This is a genomic window from Variovorax atrisoli 110B, from assembly GCF_000382045.1.
Lineage (GTDB): Bacteria > Pseudomonadota > Gammaproteobacteria > Burkholderiales > Burkholderiaceae_C > Variovorax > Variovorax atrisoli.
Genome location: NZ_KB907454.1, coordinates 31489 through 53150, shown reverse-complemented (window position 1 = coordinate 53150; position 21662 = coordinate 31489). Strand labels below are relative to the sequence as shown.

Genomic DNA, 21662 nt, shown 5'->3' with positions numbered 1-21662 from the left:
CCATCCGGAAATAACAAGAACAGAAGCGACCCGATGAACCGAACCATGGACCACACCCGCCCCATCACCCTGCTCGTCTGCGCCCTTGGCGGCGAAGGCGGCGGCGTGCTCACCGAATGGCTGGTCGACACCGCGCGCCATGCCGGCTATGCAGCGCAGAGCACCTCGATCCCCGGCGTGGCGCAGCGCACCGGCGCCACCACCTACTACATCGAAGTCTTTCCCGTGCCGCTCGCGCAGCTCGGCGGCAGGCGCCCCGTGTTCAGCCTGAGCCCGGTGCCGGGCGCGCTGGACGCCATCGTCTCCTCGGAGCTGCTGGAGACCGCGCGCCAGATCGGCAACGGCATGAGCGCGCCGCAGCGCACGATGGTCATCAGCTCCTCGGCGCGCATCTTCACGACGGCCGAGCGCATGCAGCTCGGCGACGGCCGCGCCGACGCGCAGCAGCTGCTCGACGTGGTCAAGGCCTTCAGCCGCGAGCACCATGTGTTCGACATGAACGCCGTCGCGCGCGAGAGCGGCACGGTGGTCAGCGCGGTGATGCTGGGCGCCATCGCGGGCAGCGGGCTGTTCCCGTTCCCGCGCGAGGCCTACGAGCACGTGGTGCGCGGCGGCGACAGCAGCGCGCCCGAGAAGCTCAACCGGATGGCCGCCGCCAGCCTGCGCGGCTTCGCCTCGGCCTTCGAGGCGGTCGACGCGCCACGCACGCAGGCCGCCTTCGTCAGCAGCGTGATGGCCGGCGAGGGCAACGACGCGCCGCCACCGGTCGCCGCCCTGCCCGCCGACCTGGCGCGGCGCTTTCCGCCGGCCGTGCACGACATGCTCGCGCTGGGCCATGCCCGCGTGCTCGACTACCAGGACGCCGCCTATGCCTCGCTCTACGCCGAGCGGCTGGGCCGCGTCCTCGATGCGGAGCGTGCCGCCGATCCGGCCGGCGCGCGGGGCTTCGCCGTCACACGCGAGGCTGCGCGCTGGCTCGCGCTGTGGATGGCCTTCGACGACATCGTGCGCGTGGCCGCGCTCAAGGGCCGCGCCAGCCGTGCGCAGCGCGTTCGGCGCGAGGTGCGCGCCGGCGAGGAAGACATCGTGAAGGTCTACGACCACTTCAAGCCCGGCGCCGCCGAGTTCGCGGCGCTGCTGCCAGCGTCGCTCGCCAGCCGCGTCACGGCTTGGGACCGCCGCCGCCAGTCGCGAGGCCTCGCGCCGTGGGCGCTGCCGCTGAAGGTGGGCAGCCATTCGGTGTTCGGCATGGCCTCGCTGCGGCTGCTGGCTTCGCTGCGCTGGCTGCGCCGGCGCGGCAGCCGCTTTGCGCAAGAGCAGGCCCTCATCGAGCGCTGGCTGGCCGCCGTGGAAACCGGCACGCGCCAGGCCTGGGCGCTGGGCCATGAACTCGCGCTGTGCGGACGGCTCATCAAGGGCTACGGCAGCACCAACGAGCGCGGCAAGCACAACCTGCTGCACGTGATCGACGAACTGGCCGGCCGCAGCACGCTGACGGCCTCCGAGCGGGCCAGCGCCATTGCCGCGGCGCGCGAGGCTGCACTGGCCGATGAGGGCGGCAAGGCCCTCGACGCCGCGCTGGCCGCCCATGGCGCAGCGCCGCGGCCGGTGCAGGCGCAGCCGATCCGCTGGATGAAGCGGCCGCCGCCGGCCAAGGCCTGAGCGGACGCAGCCGGATACAAGAAAAGGAGACAAGACCGATGACCCGCCCCGCCCTTCCCTGGCGACGATGCCTCCTGCTGCTGGCAGCAGCCGCCATGCTGGCCCCGGCGCACGCCAACAACGCGTGGCCTGCCAGGCCGATCAAGGTGATCGTCAATTTCCCCGCAGGCGGTGCCGCGGACCAGATCGCCCGCGCGATCTCGCAGCCGCTGCAGGAGTCGTTGAAGCAGCCGGTGGTGATCGAGAACCGCGCCGGCGCCAACGGCAACCTCGGCGGCGAGGCCGTGGCGCGCGCGCCGGCCGATGGCTACACGCTGCTGATGAGCTCGGGCGGCATGGTGTCGGTGAACCCGCACCTCTATTCGCGCATGAGCTTCGACCCTGCGAAGGATCTCGTGCCCGTGGCGGCCGCCGCGCGCGTGCTGGTGTTCCTTGTCACGCGGCCTTCGCTGCCTCATGCGAACGTGAAGGAGTTCATCTCGTACGTGAAGGCCAACCCCGGCAAGCTGTCGTACGGCTCGCCGGGCAACGGCAGCTCGCCGCACCTCGCGGGCGAGATGTTCAAGACCCAGGCCGAGCTGTTCGCGCTGCATGTGCCCTATCGAGGCGCCGCGCCCGCGCTGCAGGACCTGCTGGCCGGCCAGATCGACTACGCCTTCGACCCCGGCATCGCGCTCACGCAGGTGCGCGCGGGCAAGCTGAGGCTGCTGGCCGTGGGCAGCCCGAAGCGCTCGCCGCTCTTTCCCGACGTGCCCACGCTCGACGAGGCCGGCCTGCGCGGCTTCGACGCCGACACGGTTTTCGGCTTCTACGCACCCGCCGGTACGCCGCCGGAGGTGGTGACGCAGCTCAACGCGCAGATCAACCGCGCGCTCGCGCTGCCGGCGGTGCAGGAGCGCATCGCGTCGATCGGCGGCGAGGCGCAGCCCGGCTCGCCGGCAGCATTCCAGCAGCGCGCAACGGCCGACTCCCAGCGCTTCGGCGCGCTGATCCGCGAACGCTGGATCGTCGCGGACTGAACGCAGATGGCCCAGCTGCTCAACGTCGAGGACTACCGGCGCCGCGCCCGCCGCGCGCTGCCGCGGCTGGTGTTCGACTACATCGACGGCGGCGCGGAAGACGAGCGCTGCCTCCGGCGCAACCGCGAGGCGCTCGAGGCGCTGCCGCTGATCCCCGAATGCCTGCGCGACACCAGCAAGGTGGACATCGGCACCGAACTCTTCGGCCGCCGCTGGCGCGCCCCTTTCGCCATCGCCCCCATCGGGCTGGCCGGCCTCGTGCGGCCGCGCGCCGACGCCCTGCTGGCCGGCGCCGCGCAGGCGGCGGGCGTGCCCTTCATTCTTTCGACGGCCTCGAACACACGCATCGAGGAGGTGCGCAGCGCCGCGCCCGATGCCACGCTGTGGATGCAGCTCTACGTGATGGGCGAACGCGCCATCGCCGAACGCATCGTGCGCCGCGCGCGCAATGCGGGCTTCGAGGCGCTCGTGCTCACGGTGGACGTGCCCGTCAGCGGCCTGCGCGAACGCGACCTGCGTCACGGCTTCCGTGTGCCGATGCGCCTCACGCCCGGCACCGTGCTCGACATGGCGCGGCACCCCGCATGGCTGCTGCGGCTGGCCGGCGGCGGCATGCCGCAGTTCGCGAACCTGCTGCCGGATGAAGACGACGGGGCGCCGGTCTCGGCGCAGACCCAGGCCGCGCTGCTCTCGCGCGCCATGGACCGCACGCTCACCTGGGAGAGCCTGGCCTGGCTGCGCAAGCTCTGGGACGGGCCGCTGCTCGTGAAGGGCCTGCTGGGCGCCGAGGACGCCCGGCGTGCGCTGCGCCACGGCGCGGATGGCATCGTGGTCTCCAACCACGGCGGGCGGCAACTCGATGCCGCGCCGGCCACCATCGCCGCACTGCCGGCCATGCTCGATGCGGTCGGCGGGCGCATGCCGGTGCTGGTGGACAGCGGCATGCGGCGCGGCAGCGACATCGTCAAGGCGCTCGCGCTCGGGGCGAACGCGGCGCTGTTGGGTCGCGCACCGGTCTACGGCCTGGCCTGCGGCGGCGAGGAGGGCGCGCTCTCGGTGCTGCAGCTGCTCGCGCAGGAAACCGAACGCACGATGACTCTGCTGGGCGCCTCGCGCGTCGCCGAACTCGGGCGCAGGCATGTCGAGATGCATGCATCGCGTTCGCAGATCGAACAAGTCGGGCACGCGACGCACGCATCCGTGCCGACGCACGGGAAAGCCTCCATTTACCCCGCGCACGCGGCTGCCTAGATTGCGGATGCGCTCGTAGAGACACACAACACAACGAAGGAGACCATGAAAGCCACTCGCCAACCCCGTCCGTCCCGCTGCATGCCCCTGGGCCTTGCAGCGGCCGCCGCAGCCCTCGCGCTGGCCGTTCCCGCCACCCAGGCGCAGGACAAGCCGGTGCAGCTCAAGCTGTCGAGCTGGGTGCCCGCGCAGCACCCGCTCAACCCCGCGCTGCAGGCGTGGGCCGACGACATCAAGAAGGAGTCGGGCGGCACCATCACCGCGATCCTCTTCCCATCGGAGCAGCTGGGCAAGGCCTTCGATCACTACGACATGGCGCGCGACGGCATCGCCGACTTCTCGTACGTGAACCCGGGCTACCAGCCGGGCCGCTTCCCGGTGATGGCGGGTGCGTCGCTGCCCTTCCTGTTCGCCAACAGCAAGGAAGGCTCGGCCGCCATCGACGCCTGGTACCGCAACTACGCGGCCAAGGAGATGAAGGACGTCAAGTACTGCTTCGCCTTCGTGCACGACCCGGGCACCTTCCATTCGCGCAAGAAGATCACCGTGCCCGGCGACATCAAGGGCATGAAGGTGCGCCCGGCCACCAGCACCGTGGGCCAGCTCATCACCTCGCTGGGCGGCACCAACGTGCAGGCCTCGGCGCCCGAGTCGCGCGACATGCTCGAGCGCGGCGTGGCCGACGCCATCACCTTCCCGTGGGGCTCCATCGGCCTGTTCGGCATCGACAAGGTGGTGAAGTACCACATGGACGTGCCGCTGTACGTCACGCCCTTCGTGTGGGTGATGAACAAGGGCAAGTACGACGCGATGTCCGCCGCGCAGAAGAAAGTGATCGACGACCACTGCACCAGCGAGTGGGCGCAGAAGGTGGCGGGCCCGTGGGCCGACTTCGAGTTCGGCGGCCGCGCCAAGATGGCTGCGCTGTCGGGGCACGAGATCTACAAGCTCACGCCCGAGCAGCTGGACGCATGGCGCAAGGCGGCGGCGCCTTCCGAAGCGCAGTGGGCCGACAGCGTGAAGAAGGTCGGCGAAGACCCGAAGGCCGTGATGGATGCGCTGAAGGCCAGCCTTACCAAATACAAGTCAGCCCTGTGATGTCGGGCGTCTTCTTTCAAGGGGCCGCCGCGCACGGCCGCCCGAAGCGGCCGGCCCGCCCCCCGGTAGGGGGGTTGGCGAAGCGACACGAAGTGCGCGAAGCCTGGGGGGCGAGCCAATGAAGCGAAGCGCTATGGACCGTGCGATCAACACGATTGAATGGCTTGCCGCCATCTTCGTGGGGATCGTCGCGCTCAACATCTTCGTGGCCGTGGTGCTGCGCAAGTTCTTCGACACCTCGATCCCCGACGCCTACGACTTCGGCCGCATGCTGCTGGGCATCCTGATCTTCTGGGGCATCGCGGCCACCAGCTACCGCGGCGGCCACATCACGGTCGACCTGGTGTGGACGGCGGCGGGCCCGCGCATGAAGCGCGCCATCGACGTGTTCGCCACGCTGGTGCTGCTCTTCGTGGTGGCGGTGCAGACAATCATGCTGTTCGACAAGGTGCGCGGCACCTACGTCGACAACGTGCAGACCTACGACCTCAACATCCCGACCTGGCCCTTCTACGCCGTGGCCTGGGCCGGCGACGTCTGCGCCGTGCTGCTGATCGCCATCCGCACCTACCGGCTCATCTTCCATCCCGAACAACTCGAAGAAGTTCACGCAGAACAGAAGGCCGACGAATGAGCCCCGATGCAGTCGCAGTGTTGGGCTTCGTCGCCCTCTTCGTATTGATGCTGTTGCGCGTGCCGGTCGGCATGGCGATGGGCCTGGTGGGCGTGGTGGGCTACAGCTACCTCGTCGGCCCCGGGCCTGCGCTGAAGCTGGTGGGCCAGACCTCCATGCGCACGGTGACCGACTACACCTTCGGCGTGATCCCGATGTTCATGCTGATGGGCGCGCTGGTGTCGGTCTCGGGCGTGAGCCGCGAGCTCTTCAAGGCCGCCAACTCGATGATCGGCCACCTGCGCGGCGGCCTGGGCGTGGCCACCGTGGTGGCCTGCGGCGGTTTCGCGGCGATCTGCGGATCGTCGGTGGCCACGGCCGCCACCTTCTCGGCGGTGGCCTATCCGGAGATGCGGCGCTTCAACTACCCGCAGTCGTTCTCCACCGGCGTGATCGCCGCGGGCGGCACGCTGGGCGCGATCCTGCCGCCATCGACCGTGCTCGCGGTGTACGCCATCCTCACGCAACAGGACATCGGCAAGCTCTTCATGGCGGGCATCGTGCCGGGCATCCTCGCGATGGCCATGTACGTTCTGACCATCGCGGTCATCGTGAAGACGCGGCCCGGCTGGTTGCCCGGCGGCGAGGTCAAGCCGTGGTCGGAACGCCTGAAGGACCTGAAGAACGTGTGGGCGCCGCTGGTGCTGTTCGTGTTCGTCATCGGCGGCCTGTACGGCGGCTTCTTCACGCCGACTGAGGCGGGCGGCGTGGGCGCGAGCGGCGCCTTCATCCTCGGGCTGGTGCGGCGCAAGCTCGACGGCCCGAAGATCCGCGAGGCGCTGCTGTCGGCCACGCGCACGGCGGCGGCGGTGTTCACGGTGCTGATCGGCGCGCTGCTGTTCGGCTACTTCCTCACCATCACGCAGAGCCCGCAGAAGCTCACCGAATTCCTCACCGGCCTGGGCATCGGCCGCTACGGCGTGCTCGCGCTCATCATGCTCATGTACCTGGTGCTGGGCTGCCTGATGGATGCGATGGCGATGATCATCCTGACCGTGCCCATCATCTATCCGGTGATCGTGCACCTGGGCTTCGACCCGATTTGGTTCGGCGTGATCATCGTGATGACCGTCGAGCTCGGCCTGATCCACCCGCCGGTAGGCATGAACGTGTTCGTCATCAAGAGCGTGGTGAAGGACGTGAGCTTCACCACCATCTTCAAGGGCGTGCTGCCGTTCATCGTGACCGACATCGTGCGGCTGGTGATCCTGATCGCGTTCCCCATCATCGCCTTGTGGCTGCCGACGAGAATGGGCTGATGAGCAATACAAGCACCACTTCAACCAAGGAAGTCGTCTACACCGTGCGCGTGGAGTTCGGCGACTGCGACCCCGCCGGCATCGTCTGGTTTCCCAACTTCTTCCGCTGGATCGACGCGGCCTCGCGCCACTTCTTCGCCGAATGCGGCGTGCCGCGCTGGGAAGAAACCACGCAGACGCTGGGCGTGATCGGCACGCCGCTGGTCGACACGCACACCCGCTTCGTGAAGTCCGCAAGCTATGGCGACACGCTGAGCGTCGCGGTGCGCATCATCGAGTGGCGCGAGAAGAGCTTCGTGCAGACCTACCGCGTGACGCGCGGGGACGACCTGATCCTCGATTGCGAGGAGGTGCGCATCTTCGCGGCGAAGCGCGAGGGCGGCGGGATACGGGCCGTGGCGATTCCGCCTTCGATACGGGTGCTCTGCGAGTAGCCGCGAAGCCGCTGCCGCATGCCCGGCGCTGGTTTTCACCTACGCCATATTTCTTCTTTTTCTTGCCGCATCACGCGTCCTGAGTCCTTTCGGCAGATATTCACCTCACCTATGCCTCACAAATAATCACACGCATTACAAAGGCTTGGAGGCGAGCCGTGAACCATGTCTACCGTGTGATCTTCGACCGCCGGCAGAGCCGGTATCGCGTGGTTTCCGAACTGGCGAAGAGCACCAGCGGTTCCGGAGGAACAGCCGTCAGGGAACGAAGGGGTGCCGCGCGCGGGAGCGCCGCTCCCGTGCTCGGAGCACTCGCAGCGCTTGCAGCCCTCGCGCTGCACGGCGGCGAGGCCTTCGCGGCCTGCACGCCGGCAGCGCCCGCAGACAACGACGTGGTCAGCTGCACGGGCGTTCCCATCCTGCTGCCGCCTAATCCGAACAGCTTCCTGAGCAACGCCAACGGGCTCAGCGTCACGGTGCAGTCGGGCGCAATCGTGAGCACCCTTCCCGGCGGCACGGCGATGACGCTCGGCGGCGATGGCATCACACTCAACAACCTGGGAGCCATCGATGCCAACGCAGCGGGCTCGCTCGTGCTCTCGCGAGCCCTCACGATCGGCAACCTTGTCACCCCTGGCAGCGGCAACGTCACGGTGAACAACCAGGGCACGATCGAAGGCACCTTCGACGGTACCTTCGGCCTGCTGGGCGCGGCGGCCGTCATCGCCACCACCGGAACCACGACCTTCAACAACAGCGGCACGATCGGCATGAGCGCACTGGGGCTCTTCGACCCGATCAACTCGATTGCCGTCGCTGTGTACGGCGGGGGCAACGTCAACTTCACGAACACCGGAACGATCACCGGCCGCGTGGCCTTCCAGAGCCCGGTCAGCGGCGGCAACACATTCGTCAATGCCGGCACGATCAACGGCAGCGTCTCGCTGGGCACGACGCTGAGCAACGACACCTTCGTGGCAGTGACGGGCTCGTCGATCAACGGCGGCCTGGTGCCGCTGCCGGGCGTGACCATTCCGACGCCCGCAATTCCGGTGAGCTTCGTCACCTTCGCCGCCGGCGGCACGGTGGACGCGGGCATCGGCGGCAACGACACGCTGGTTCTGCAGAACACCGTGGCGGGGCCCGGCTCGGGCAGCGGCGGCTCTGGAACGGCATCGAGCCTGCAGTACCTGAACTTTGAGAACCTCGTCGTCAATAGCGGCACCTGGACGCTCCAGGGCGCGGTGGCGAGCGGCGCGTCAACGCTCAACGGCGGCACCTCGATCTTCGACAACGCGTTGTCCTTCGGAACCGGGACGCTCACCGCGAACGGCGGTGCGATTCAGCCGTCGGTAACGGGGCTGACGCTGTCGCAGAACGTCAACCTCACCGGAGGACTGATCGTGCAGGGCGCCAACAGCCTGACGCTGGGTGGCACCCTCACCGGTGCTGGCGGCCTCATCAAGAACGGCAGCGGCACGCTCACGCTATCGGGCAATAACAACTTCAGCGGCGGGCTGTCACTCAATGGCGGAGGCCTGACTCTGGACAACGCGGGCTCACTCGGCACGGGCCTGTTTCTGGTCGGCGGTCCCGCCGCGCTCAACACCGCCTTCACCGGCACGCTGACCAACCAAGTGCAGCTCAACGGCGCGCTGACGCTCAACGGCGCGGGCACGCTGACCTTGAATGGCAACATCAACGGTGCCGGCAGCCTGGCGCTCGCCAGCGGCAACCTGGTGCTGAACGGTGCCAACAACTACGGTGGAGGCACCGTGCTGCAAGCCGGCTCTATAGACCTCGGCTCCGCAACCGGGCTCGGTACCGGCGCATTGGCGGTCACTGGTGCCGCCACGCTGACCGGCAAGAACGGCCTCGCGGTGAGCAACGACATCGTGCTCAACAACACGCTGAACCTGGCCGGCGGCGGAAGCGGTGGCGCGCTGACGCTCAACGGCAAGATCAGCGGCACAGGCGGGATGAGCCTGGCCGGTGCGCCGGGGCTCACGCTCAACGGTGCCAATGACTTCAGCGGCGGCTTCAACCTGGGCGGCGGCACGCTCACCGTGGGCAACAACCTCGCGCTGGGCGCAGGTTCCGTCGCGGTGAGCGGCGCCAGTTCGCTGGCGGCGAATGCGCCGGTGGGCCTGGCCAACAACTTCAACCTGAACGCGAGCCTGAACATCGCCAGTAGCAGCGATCTCGCACTCAACGGCACCATCGGCGGCCTCGGCGGCCTGACGCAGTCGGGGCCAGCCAAGCTCGCCCTGGGCGGCGCCAACGGGTTCTCCGGCGGTGTGAACCTGCTCGGCGGCGGACTGGGCGTGGGCACGAACACCTCGCTGGGATTGGGCGCACTCACGGTCAACGGCGCGGCCACGCTCGATGCCAGCGCGGGCGTGAACCTGGGCAATGCGGTGGTGCTCAACGCGGGCCTGGCCGTCGGCGGCGGCAACGACATCGCTCTGGGCGGGCTGGTCTCGGGCGCAGGTGCGCTGTCGTTCAATGGCACGGGCAAGCTGAGCCTGAACGGCGCGAACGCCGCCCTCAGCGGCGGCGTCACGCTGAGCAGCGGCACGCTCGGCGTGGGCAACAACCTCGCACTGGGCACCGGCGGGCTCGGCGTGACAGGCAACGCGAGCCTCACGGCGAACGCGCCCGGCATCGGGCTCGGCAACGGCGTGACGCTGGGCAGCGGGACCACGCTGAGCCTGACCGGCGCTAATGCGCTCGCGCTGGGCGGCACCATCACCGGAGCCGGCTCTCTCGCGGTGAACGGTCCTGGCAGCGTCACGCTGGGCGGCGCGAGCGACTTCTCGGGCGGCGTTTCGCTGGCGGGGGGCACTCTCTCGCTGGGCACCAGCACCTCGCTGGGCAGCGGTACCCTCGGCGTGGCGGGCAACGCCGGCCTGCAGAGCGCGGCTGGCGCCCTGACGCTGGCCAACGCCGTCTCGCTCGGCACAGGCGTGGCCCTGAGCGTGGGCGGCACCGACGATCTCACGCTGAACGGGCCCATCGGGGGCGGAGGCTCTCTCATCAAGACAGGCACCGGCACGCTCGTGCTCGGCGGCGCCAACGACTTCGGCGGCGGCGTGACGCTGCAGGCCGGCACGCTCGGCGTGGGCACCGGCACCTCGCTGGGCATGGGCGCGCTGACCGTGAGCGGCGCTGCCACGCTGACATCGAGCGCCGACGTCGCGCTGGCGAACGACGTCACGCTCAATGGCGCGCTGAACGTCGCGGGGGCGAAGAACATCGCACTGGGCGGCCTCGTCGGGGGTGGCTTCGGCCTCACCTACAGCGGCACCGGCACGCTGAGCCTGGGCGGCGCTAACACCTATGCGGGCACCACCACGGTCGCCTCGGGCACGCTGCTGGCCACCAACACGAGCGGCAGTGCCACGGGCACCGGTACGGTCGCGGTGCTGACCGGCGCCACGCTCGGCGGCATCGGCCGCATCGGCGGCGACGTCACCCTGAACACGGGCGCGAAGCTGGCTCCGGGTGCCGGCACGGCCGGCAGCTTCGGCGTGCTGAGCGTGGGCGGCAATCTTTCGCTCGCCGCCGGCAGCACGCTGGATTTCGATTTCGGCGCTCCGGGGTCCGACTTCAGCACGCCCGGTGCGAGCGACAGCGTGAGCGTGGGCGGCAATTTGTCGCTCGGCGGGCCGGTGACGCTGAACGTCGCCAACGCCGGCAGCTTCGGCCCCGGCGTGTACCGGCTCGTCGACTATGGTGGCTCGCTGACGGGCGCCGGCAGCCTTTCGCTGGGCGGCCTGCCGGGCGGCAGCACGGTGCTGCTGCAGAACCTCAGCGCCGACAAGCGCTTCAACCTGGTCAACACCACCGGCCTGACGCTGAACTTCTGGAACGCCGACGGCCTGGCCAGTCCGGTGCAGTCTGGCGGCGGCACGGGCACGTGGTCGACCACCAGCCCGGTATGGACCGACGCGGCCGGCACGGTGACCGTGCCCATGCAGCCGCAGCCGCAGCCGGGCTTCGCCATCTTCGGCGGCGCGCCGGGCACCGTCACCATCGACAAGACCGGCGGCCCGGTGCAGGCGCTGGGCATGCAGTTCACCAGCGGCGGCTACACGCTGGCCGGCGATGCGCTCACGCTGCTGGGCATCGGCGGCGCCAAGGCCGAGATCCGCGTGGGCGACGGCAGCGCGGCCTCTTCGGGCTTCGTTGCAACGGTGAACAGCGCGATCGCCGGCAGCGCGGGCATCACCAAGACAGGCGCGGGCACGCTGGTGCTGGGCGGCACCAACACCTACACCGGCGGCACGGCCGTGCAGGGTGGTGTGCTGTCGGTTTCCGCCGATGCCAACCTCGGCGCGGCCGGCGGCGGACTCGCGCTCGACGGCGGGCGCCTGCAAGTCACCGGCACGGGCTTCGCCGGTACGACACGCGACATCGACATCGGCGCGGCGGGCGGCGGCATCGAGGTCGTCGACGCCGCTCACGACTTCACCGCCAGCGGTACGCTGGGCGGCGGCGGCACCTTCGTCAAATCGGGCCAGGGCACGCTGACCCTGGCCGGCACCAACAGCCACAAGGGTGCCACTGTGGTCGACGCGGGCACGCTTCGTCTCGGCGCCGCCGATCTGCTGAATCCGACGGCGACGATCGCACTAGCCGACAAGGCCGGCGCCACGCTGGATTTGAACGGCTTCAACCAGACCATCGGCTCGCTCTCCGGCGGCGGCAGCGCGGGCGGCGAACTGAAGCTGGGCAGCGCGACGCTCACCACCGGCGACGACAACACCAGCACCACGTTCGGCGGCAGGCTGAGCGGCAACGGCAGCCTCGTGAAGCAGGGCACAGGCACCTTCACCCTCGCCGGCTCGAACAGCTACGGCGGCGCGACGCAGGTGAATGCCGGCACGCTGCAGGCCGGCGCCCCCAACGCCTTCAGCGCGACTTCGGCCCATAGCGTGGCCGCGGGCGCGACGCTCGACCTCGCGGGCTTCAACCAGACCGTTGCGTCGCTGAACAACAGCGGTACGGTTTCGCTGCCTGGCGCCGCGGCCGGTACCAGCCTCACCGTGACCGGGCCTTACGTGGGCAACAACGGCGTGCTGCGGCTGGGCGCGGTGCTCAACGCGAGCGGCCCGTCCGACCGTCTGGTGCTCGACGGCGCCAGCGCCACGGCCAGCGGCCGCACCACCGTGCAGGTGGTCAACCTCGGCGGCCTGGGCGCGCTGACCACGGGCAACGGCATCGATGTGATCAGCGCCCTCAACGGCGCGACCACCACCGCGCAGACCACCAGGGACGCCTTCACGCTCGCCGGCGGGCACGTGGATGCAGGGGCCTACGAGTACCGCCTCTATCCGGCCGATGCGAACGGCGCGGGCGAGAACTGGTACCTGCGCTCGACCACCGGTGCGGGTGGCCCCGGCGTGCCAGGTGTACCCGGCGGGCCGGGCCTGCCGACCTATCGCGCCGAAGTTCCGCTGTATGCCGCCGTGCCCCAGCAACTGCGCCAGGCAAATGTCGCGATGCTCGGCAACCTACATCTGCGCGGCGGCGACGACATGCGGCTGGCCAACGACGCCGGCGACACGACAGTCGAAGCGGGACGCCGCGCATGGGGCCGCGTGCTGAGCACCGACATCGACGTGCGCCAGCGCGGCACCGTGAGCCCGGAGAGCAAAGGCCGCCTCACGGGCTTCCAGGCCGGCACCGACCTGTGGGCCGATGCAAATTGGCGCGTCGGCGTCTACGTCGGTCAGCTCGAGGGCGACGTGGACGTGCGCGGCTTCGCTAGCGGCATACAGGGTCTGCGCGTGGGCCGCAGCGACCTGCGCAGCCGCTACCTCGGCGTATACGCCAGCTGGCACAACGATGCCGGCTGGTACACCGACATCGTGCTGCAGGGCGGCCAGCACCGCTACACGGCGCGGCCGCTCGCGAGCATGGGCAGCTCGGGCAAGGGCGACAGCTTCCTGGCATCTGTCGAGGTAGGCAAAGCCTTCGACATCGGGGGCGGCTGGCGCGTGGAGCCGCAGCTGCAGCTCATCCACCAGCGCCTGAGCATGGACGGCACGAGCATCTCCGGCGCGTGGATCACGCAGGACACGCACGACGGCCTGATCGCGCGCGCCGGCGTGCGCATCAAGGGTTCCATCGCCACCGGCGCCGGCTTGCTGCAGCCCTATGCGCGCATCAACGTGAACCGCGCATCGAGCGGCACCGACGTCGCGCGCCTGACAGGGCCGGCCGGCAGCACCGGCATCGCCAGCGAAACGGGCGGCACCAGCACCGAACTGGCCGGCGGCTTCACCCTAGCACTCGGCGAGCGCACGTCGGTCTACGGTGAACTGGGCAAGCTCTGGGCCACGGGCGGAGACACGCGCATGAAAAGCTCGCTCAACGCTTCGGTGGGCGTGCGGGTGCGCTGGTAGCCGCAGCGTCGGTCTGCAGCTGCGCGAGCAGGCCATCCACGCCCAGGTCGATCAGGTCGAAGACCTCGACGAAGTCCTTCGGCCCGCCGTACCAAGGGTCGGGCACGTCGCCTTCGATGCCCTCGGCGTATTCAGTGAACAGATGGATCTTGCCGGCCGTGCCGGCGGGCGCGAGCCTGCGCAGCGCCGCGCAATGCTGGGCGGTCATGCCGATGATCAGGTCGAAGCGATCGAAGTCGGACTTGCGGACCTGCCGCGCGCAATGCGGGTGCATCTCGATGCCGCGCCGCCTCGCCTCGGCCACGGAGCGTGGATCGGGCGGGTTGCCGCGCTCCTCGTCGGAGATCGCGGCGCTGTCGACTTCGATGTCGAAGCCAGCTGCGCGTGCCTTGTGCACGAGCAATGTGTGGGCCGTGGGGGAGCGGCAAATGTTGCCGGTGCAGATAAACAAGACGGACGGTGTCTTCATCGGAACGAATGCTGATTGAAAGGTTTGCTTCAGATGCCCTGCTGCAATCGCAACAATGAGGCAATAAGCCCTCGAACCGCATCGTAGAACACCCTCTCGCGGGTTGACGCATCCATGACGCGGTGCAACAATCTGGAAATCTTCATTTCGGAGCCCCGTGCGTGGACAGTGCCAGTTGGATCAGTGACAAGACGCGTGCCTCGGCAGGCGTGACACATCCGGCCCTCTAGCGCAGGCTTCTCCCGCGCTGCGTGCCGGTCGTTGCACACAGCGTGACCCGCTCGCCGGCCTGGCGAGCGGCTCCCTCCTCCCGATTCCCTTCGTTCTTCGTCACTGACTATTTCAGTCAGCTTGCGTGCGTCCGTGCGCGAGGCCCTTCTGTGCGAAGGAGCCTTGTCATGCGTCACTTTCATCTTCGTCGTCAGCCGCACGAACAGCCGCGTGTTCGTCCGTCGGCGCACGTGCCTGCGCACGCCGCCACTACAGCGGCGGAAGCCGCGCCTGCCGTGGATGCCAAGCTCGACCAGGCTGCGGCGCTTTGGACCACGCGCCGCATCCGCAGCTATCTGCTGCTGCAGCCGATCTGCGTGCCCCGCCGCTGATCCGCGCTTCACACGTCTGACTTTCAAGCAACTCGCAAGCAATCCAGGAGCACACCATGGACCCCGCCTCTTGTTGGCGCCATAGCGCGCCCCCTTCGTCCAGACCTATTCCAACAATGACGCGGCCCGCTGCCGCGCCTTGCAGAGGGGTGCGCCCGGCGGGCTGATCGACGCCGGGGTTCTCCTTCCGCGGGCGGCAGTGGCGGCCGCCCCGAAGGAGAACATCATGAAGAACGTCCTCAAGTCCTTTTTCGAAAGCTTCCTGCGCAGCCGCCACATGCTGCACCACTTCGAGCGCTGGCAGACGCTGCTGGGCTCGAAGCCCGTCGGAACCGGCTCCGTCAGCATGCCGCCCGACATCGCGAAGGCGCTGAACGCCGCCTCGCGCACCGACGCCGCCGAGATGCTGGTCAAGCTCGGCAGTTCGCCGCGAGGCCTCAGCGAAGGCCATGCGCAGGTGCTGCGCAAGCGCCTCGGCAGCAACGAGGTGCGCCACGAGCAGCCGCTTCGCTGGTGGCAGCACCTTTGGCAGTGCTACCGCAATCCGTTCAACCTGCTGCTGACAGTGCTGGCGCTGGTCTCCTACGTCACCGAGGACATGAAGGCCACGCTGGTGATCGGCAGCATGGTGGTGCTGTCGACGGTGCTGCGCTTCCTGCAGGAGTCGCGCTCCAACAAGGCGGCCGACCGGCTCAAGGCGATGGTGAGCAACACCTCCACCGTGCTGCGCCCCGCCCCGGGCCACAAGGCGGGCGCGGCGGGCGACGAAGGCTTCGACACCACGCACGCCGGCACGGTGCGCGTGGAGGTGCCGATGCGCGATCTGGTGCCGGGCGAGGTGATCGCGCTTTCAGCAGGTGACATGATCCCGGCCGACAGCCGCCTGATCACGGCCAAGGACCTCTTCATCAGCCAGTCGGCGCTGACGGGTGAGGCGATGCCGGTCGAGAAGTTCGTGGTCGACCGCGGCGACCACGCAGCAGGCGTGCTCGAACGCGAGAACCTGCTCTTCATGGGCACCAACGTGATCAGCGGCACCGCCACCGCGGTGATCGTGCACACGGGCGACCGCACCTTCTTCGGCGCGCTGGCCCAGCGCGTGACGGCCACCGACCGCGGCACGAGCGCCTTCCAGGCCGGCATCAACCGCGTGAGCTGGGTGCTGATCCGCTTCATGCTGGTGATGGCGCCGCTGGTGCTGGTGATCAACGGCGTGGCCAAGGGCGACTGGTGGGAGGCCGCGCTGTTCGCGCTGTCGATCGCGGTCGGCCTCACGCCCGAGATGCTGCCGATGATCGTGACCGCCACGCTGGCCAAGGGCGCGGTGGTGATGTCGCGCCAGAAGGTGATCGTGAAGCGGCTGGAGGCCATCCACAACTTCGGCGCCATGGACGTGCTGTGCACCGACAAGACCGGCACGCTGACGCAGGACCGCATCGTGCTCGAGCGCCACACCAACGCATGGGGCGAGCAGTCCGACCACGTGCTGCAGCTGGCCTACCTCAACAGCTTCCACCAGACGGGGCTGAAGAACCTGCTGGACAAGGCCGTGCTGAGCCACGCCGAGATGCAGCTCGAAACCCGCCTGCAGACCGCCTATCGCAAGATCGACGAGGTGCCCTTCGATTTCTCGCGCCGCCGCATGTCGGTGGTGGTGGCCAACGGCGGCAGCGAGCACCTGCTGATCTGCAAGGGCGCGCTGGAAGAGATCCTCTCGGTGTGCACCTCGGTCGAACGCGGCGCGGAAGTGCTGTCGCTCGACGCCGGCGTGCTCGCGCGCATCCACAGCGTGGCCTCGCAGCTCAATGCCCAGGGACTGCGCGTGGTGGCCGTGGCCAGCCGCTCGCTGAAGGTCGAGGAGCAGAAGCCGGCCTACGGCGTGGCCGACGAGTCGGGGCTCACGCTGCTCGGATACGTGGCCTTTCTCGATCCGCCGAAGGAATCGACCGCACCCGCGCTGCGCGCGCTGGCCGAGCACGGCGTGGCGGTGAAGGTGCTGACGGGCGACAACGAGCTGGTCACGCGCAAGGTCTGCGCCGACGTGGGCCTCGAAGTGGGCCGCATCGTTCTCGGCGCGGAGATCGAGGATATGGTCGATGCCGACCTGAAGCTGGTCGTCGAGGCGCACCAGGTTTTCGCCAAGCTCACGCCCGCGCACAAGGAACGCATCGTGCACGCGCTGCATGCCAACGGGCACGTGGTGGGCTTCATGGGCGACGGCATCAACGACGCGCCCGCGCTGCGTGCTGCGGACATCGGCATCTCGGTGGACCGCGCGGTGGACGTGGCCAAAGAGTCGGCTGACATCATCCTGCTGGAGAAGAGCCTGATGGTGCTGGAGCAAGGCGTGGTCCAGGGCCGCCGCACCTTCGCGAACATGCTCAAGTACATCAAGCTCACGGCGAGTTCGAACTTCGGCAACGTGTTCTCGGTGCTAGTGGCGAGCGCCTTCCTGCCCTTCCTGCCGATGCTGCCGCTGCATCTGCTGGTGCAGAACCTGCTGTACGACGTGTCGCAGATCGCCATTCCGTTCGACAACGTCGACGACGAGTTCCTCAAGAGCCCGCAGCGCTGGAACCCGGCAGACCTGGGCCGCTTCATGGTGTTCTTCGGACCGCTGAGCTCGGTGTTCGACATCCTCACCTTCACGGTGATGTGGTTCGTCTTCGCCGCCAACTCGGTGGAGCACCAGACGCTCTTCCAGTCGGGCTGGTTCGTCGAAGGCCTGCTGTCGCAGACGCTGATCGTGCACCTGATCCGCACCCGCAAGATCCCGTTCCTGCAAAGCCGCGCCGCATGGCCGCTGCTCATCATGGGCGCCGCGATCGCCGCCGCGGGCATCTGGCTGCCGATGGGGCCGCTGTCGCACTACTTCAAGCTGCAGGCGCTGCCGCTGGCGTATTTCCCGTGGCTCGTGGCGATGCTGCTAGGCTATGCGCTGCTGACGCAGGCGGTGAAGGGGTGGTACGCGCGCAGGTATGGGTGGCAGTGACCTATCGAGGCCGTCCGGTTTCATGACATGTTCATGAAACCGGGCGGCTGCAAACTGCGGACCAACATCAACAAGAAGAAGGAGCCCATCGATGCAAGCCATCCACAACATCAATCTGGCCTCGCTGCTCGACACCCTGGTCAGCGTGGCCGCTGCGTTCATCCTCGGCTCGGTGATCGGCCTGGAGCGCCAGATACGGCAGCGCACGGCGGGTCTTCGCACCAACACTCTGGTGGCCGTGGGCGCGGCGGTGTTCGTCGACATGGCCTACCGGCTCGATGGCAGCGGCGGTGCGGTGCGCGTGGTGGCCTACGTGGTGTCGGGCATCGGCTTCCTGGGCGCCGGTGCGATCATGAAAGAGGGCGCGAACGTCACGGGGCTGAACACGGCGGCGACGCTGTGGGGGTCGGCGGCGGTGGGCGCCTGCGCGGGCGCCGACCTGCTGGGCGAGGCGCTGATCGCGGCGCTCTTCGTGCTGGCGAGCAACACGCTTCTGCGTCCGGTGGTGAACCGCATCAACCGCCAGCCGATCAGCGAGGAAAGCAGCGAAGCGACCTATGTGGTGCGCGTGATCTGCTCGCGCGCCGCGCGGCCCGAGGTGCTCGACCAGTTGCTGGTGTTGCTGGAGGCCGCGAACTATCCGGTGCGCGATGTCGACCAGCACCCCTTCGGGCCGGCCGACACCGAGATCGGCGCGACGCTCTATGCGACGGCGGTCGAGCCCGCGGAGCTCGACCGCGTCATCGCGGATCTTGAAGCGCTCGACGGCGTGCAGCAGGCCTTCTGGAATGCCACCGCCGAGGAGTGAAGCGCGTCAGACGCCGAGGATCGAAACCGCCTTGGTGTTCAGGTAGGCCTCGAGCGCCTCGGGGCCGCCTTCCGAGCCGTAGCCCGAATCCTTCACGCCGCCGAAAGGCATTTCCGGCGAGGGGGTTGCGGGCTGGTTGATCCAGAGCATGCCCAGCTCGAGCTTCTGGCTCAGCAGGTGCGCGTTCTTGATTGACTTGGTGAAGGCGTAGCCGGCCAGGCCGAAAGGCAGGCGGTTGGCTTCGGTGATCGCTTCTTCCAGCGTGTCGAAGCCGCGGATGGCAGCGATGGGGCCGAAGGGTTCGTTGTTGAACACGTCGGCGTCCAGCGGCACGTCGGTCAGCACGGTGGGCGCGAAGAAGTTACCGGCATCGCCGACGCGCTCGCCGCCGGTGGCGACGGTGGCGCCCTTCTTGCGGGCGTCTTCCAGCACGTGGGCCATGGCGGTGAGGCGGCGCGCATTGGCCAGCGGGCCGATGTTGGTGCCTTCGGCGAGGCCGTCGCCGAGCTTGAGGCCTTCGGCGTGCTTGACCAGCAGGCTCGCGAACTCGTTGCGCAGGCTGTTGTGCACCAGGAAGCGGGTCGGCGAGATGCAGACCTGGCCCGCATTGCGGAACTTGGCGGCACCGGCGGCCTTCACGGCCAGCGCCACGTCGGCGTCTTCGGCGACGATCACCGGGGCATGGCCGCCGAGCTCCATCGTCACGCGCTTCATGTGCTGGCCGGCCAGCGCGGCCAGCTGCTTGCCGACCGGGGTCGAGCCCGTGAAGGTGACCTTGCGGATGATCGGGTGGGCGATCAGGTAGTTCGAGATCTCGGCGGGGTTGCCGAACACCAGGCCGACCACGCCGGGCGGGATGCCCGCGTCGACGAAGGCGCGCAGCAGCGCGGCGGGCGAGGCCGGGGTCTCCTCGGGGGCCTTCACCAGGAAGGAGCAGCCGGTGGCCAGCGCGGCACCGAGCTTGCGCACGATCTGGTTGATCGGGAAGTTCCAGGGCGTGAACGCGGCGACGGGGCCCAGGGGCTCCTTCAGCACCAGCTGCTGCGCGGCCAGGTTGCGCGAGGGCACGATGCGGCCGTAGACGCGGCGGCCTTCGTCGGCGAACCATTCGATGATGTCGGCGGCGGCCATGGTCTCGACCTTGGCCTCGCCCAGCGGCTTGCCCTGCTCCTGCGTGAGCAGCTTGGCGATTTCGGCGGCGCGTTCGCGGATCAGGCCCGCGGCGCGGCGCATCACGGCGGCGCGCTCGTTGGCGGGGGTGTTGCGCCAGGCTTCGAAGCCGCGCTGCGCGGCAGCCAGGGCGCGGTCGAGGTCGGCGATGCTGGCATGCGCCACCTTGCCGATGGCCTTGCCGGTGGCAGGGTTCACGACGTCCAGCGTCTTGCCGCCGGTGGCGTCGACCCATTCGTTGTCGATCAGCAGGCGGGTGTCGGTGTAGGTCATGGCGAGCTTTTCCTTCGAAGACTGGAGATTGAAAGGGGAATCTGGATGTCCGGCGCGGCACCGAAGCGGTGCGCAGGCGACAAGCGGCGGCCCGAAGGCCGCCAGGGGCATAGATTAACCCGAGTTCGGCAAGGCCGCCGGAGGCCGGCGAACACCCCCGCTAAAGGATCAGCAACGCGCGGAAGTCGTTGACGTTGGTGTTCGTCGGGCCGGTCACGAACAGGTCGCCGATCGCGTCGAAGTAGCCATAGGCGTCGTTGCGGTCGAGGTGATCGGACAGCTTCTTTCCCGCAGCACCGGCGCGTACCAGCGTGTCGGGCGTGACGAAGGCGCCGGCGTTGTCCTCCACGCCGTCGATGCCGTCCGTGTCGGCGGCCAGCGCCCACACCTGCGGCTGGCCCATGAGCGCGCCGGCCAGTCCCATGCAGAACTCGCCCGCGCGTCCGCCCCGGCCCTTGGCCTGGCCCGGCTGGCGGGGGCGGATCGTGACGGTGGTCTCGCCGCCCGAAAGAATCACGCAGGGCCGTGCGAAAGGCTCGCCGCGATGCGCGACCGCGCGCGCCAGCGCGGCGTGCACCTTGCCGACCTCGCGCGATTCGCCCTCGATCTCGTCGCTGAGGATGTGCGCCTCGACACCGGCCTCGCGCGCCGCCCTGGCCGCCGCTTCAAGCGACTGCTGCGGGGTGGCGATCATGTGCGTCTCGTGGCCCTTGAAGACTGCGTCGTCCGGCTTGGGCGTCTCGAGTTCGCCGCTTTCGAGGCGTGCACGCACGGGGGCAGGCACCTCGATGCCGTAGCGGTCGAGGATGGCGAGCGCATCGGCGCAGGTGGTGGCGTCGGGCACGGTCGGGCCGCTGGCGATGACGGCCGGATCGTCGCCGGGCACGTCGCTGATGGTCAGCGTCACCACCCGCGCCGGCGCGCATGCCGCGGCCAGCCGGCCGCCCTTGATGCGCGAGAGGTGCTTGCGCACGCAGTTCATCTCGCCGATGTTCGCGCCGCTTTCGAGCAGCTGCTTGTTGATGCGCTGCTTGTCGGCCAGCGTCAGCCCCTCGGCCGGCAGTACCAGCAGCGACGAGCCGCCGCCGGAAATGAGGCACAGCACGAGGTCGTCGGCCGTGAGCCCCTTCGTCAGCGCGAGGATGCGCTCCGCCGCCTGCTGGCCCGCCTCGTCAGGCACGGGGTGTGCGGCCTCGACGATCTCGATGCGCTGCGGAACGCCCTCGGGGCGCGGCGGAATGTGGTCATAGCGCGTGACGACCAGCCCGGAGAGCGGCGCATTGGCCGGCCACAGGGCCTCCAGCGCATGCACCATAGAGCCGCCGGCCTTGCCGGCGCCCAGCACCAGGGTCCGGCCCTTCTTCGGCGGCGGCGGCAGATGGGCGCCCAGGGTGGACAGCGGCAGCGCGCGGTCCACCGCCACGCGGTAGAGATGCTCGAGGAAGGCGCGCGGGGCTTCGCGCGGATCGGGGGCCGGGGTCGATGCGGTCGTCATTGCTGCTTTGTCTCCAATCCGGCGATTGTGCTGCGGACCGCGACCGG

Annotated in this window: 14 protein-coding genes; 11 read left to right on the top strand and 3 right to left on the bottom strand. The window is 69.1% G+C overall.

The features are described 5' to 3' along the window. Positions 1-45 precede the first annotated feature (45 nt). From G369_RS0116380 to G369_RS35875, 8 genes are all read left to right on the top strand, one after another. Positions 46-1662, top strand: a complete 1617-nt coding sequence (locus G369_RS0116380; protein WP_020723105.1) for an indolepyruvate oxidoreductase subunit beta family protein — start codon at positions 46-48, stop codon at positions 1660-1662. 38 nt (positions 1663-1700) lie between these two features. Continuing rightward, positions 1701-2681: a Bug family tripartite tricarboxylate transporter substrate binding protein gene (locus G369_RS0116375; RefSeq protein WP_020723104.1), complete on the top strand. Its 981-nt coding sequence runs from the start codon at positions 1701-1703 to the stop codon at positions 2679-2681. Positions 2682-2687: 6 nt separating this feature from the next. Further along, positions 2688-3932, top strand: a complete 1245-nt coding sequence (locus G369_RS0116370) for an alpha-hydroxy acid oxidase (protein WP_019655096.1) — start codon at positions 2688-2690, stop codon at positions 3930-3932. Between the two features lie 45 nt (positions 3933-3977). Next, on the top strand, positions 3978-5030 hold the full coding sequence (locus G369_RS0116365) for a TRAP transporter substrate-binding protein (RefSeq protein WP_026346421.1): 1053 nt from the start codon (positions 3978-3980) through the stop codon (positions 5028-5030). A gap of 133 nt (positions 5031-5163) precedes the next feature. Further along, on the top strand, positions 5164-5664 hold the full coding sequence (locus G369_RS0116360; protein WP_019655094.1) for a TRAP transporter small permease: 501 nt from the start codon (positions 5164-5166) through the stop codon (positions 5662-5664). Further along, positions 5661-6962, top strand: a complete 1302-nt coding sequence (locus G369_RS0116355) for a TRAP transporter large permease (protein WP_019655093.1) — start codon at positions 5661-5663, stop codon at positions 6960-6962. The genes G369_RS0116360 and G369_RS0116355 overlap by 4 nt, the downstream gene beginning before the upstream one ends. Then, positions 6962-7396 carry an acyl-CoA thioesterase gene (locus tag G369_RS0116350; RefSeq protein WP_019655092.1) on the top strand — a complete coding sequence of 145 codons (435 nt, stop codon included), beginning with the start codon at positions 6962-6964 and terminating at the stop codon, positions 7394-7396. The genes G369_RS0116355 and G369_RS0116350 overlap by 1 nt, the downstream gene beginning before the upstream one ends. A 158-nt stretch (positions 7397-7554) precedes the next feature. Beyond that, the gene (locus G369_RS35875) at positions 7555-13806 is read left to right on the top strand and encodes an autotransporter outer membrane beta-barrel domain-containing protein (protein ID WP_019655091.1); all 6252 of its coding nucleotides are present in this window, start codon (positions 7555-7557) and stop codon (positions 13804-13806) included. Here G369_RS35875 and G369_RS35870 read toward each other — a convergent pair. Further along, a complete protein-coding gene (locus G369_RS35870) occupies positions 13772-14275 on the bottom strand; it encodes a low molecular weight protein-tyrosine-phosphatase (RefSeq protein WP_038114904.1) in 504 nt (167 codons plus the stop codon). The genes G369_RS35875 and G369_RS35870 overlap by 35 nt on opposite strands. Before the next feature lie 398 nt (positions 14276-14673). Here G369_RS35870 and G369_RS0116330 point away from each other — a divergent pair, with 398 nt between their 5' ends. From G369_RS0116330 to G369_RS0116320, 3 genes are all read left to right on the top strand, one after another. Further along, a complete protein-coding gene (locus G369_RS0116330; protein ID WP_019655089.1) occupies positions 14674-14877 on the top strand; it encodes a hypothetical protein in 204 nt (67 codons plus the stop codon). Between the two features lie 226 nt (positions 14878-15103). After that, a complete protein-coding gene (gene mgtA / locus G369_RS0116325; RefSeq protein ID WP_020723102.1) occupies positions 15104-17869 on the top strand; it encodes a magnesium-translocating P-type ATPase in 2766 nt (921 codons plus the stop codon). Between the two features lie 91 nt (positions 17870-17960). After that, complete coding sequence (locus G369_RS0116320; protein WP_019655087.1) at positions 17961-18677, top strand: MgtC/SapB family protein; 717 nt, start codon at positions 17961-17963, stop codon at positions 18675-18677. A gap of 6 nt (positions 18678-18683) precedes the next feature. Here the strand turns inward: G369_RS0116320 and G369_RS0116315 are convergent, their stop codons facing one another. Together G369_RS0116315 and G369_RS0116310 are read right to left on the bottom strand one after the other, a co-directional pair. Continuing rightward, on the bottom strand, positions 18684-20120 hold the full coding sequence (locus tag G369_RS0116315; RefSeq protein ID WP_020723101.1) for an NAD-dependent succinate-semialdehyde dehydrogenase: 1437 nt from the start codon (positions 20118-20120) through the stop codon (positions 18684-18686). Positions 20121-20280: 160 nt separating this feature from the next. Continuing rightward, positions 20281-21615: a glycerate kinase type-2 family protein gene (locus G369_RS0116310; RefSeq protein WP_019655085.1), complete on the bottom strand. Its 1335-nt coding sequence runs from the start codon at positions 21613-21615 to the stop codon at positions 20281-20283. Positions 21616-21662: the final 47 nt, after the last annotated feature.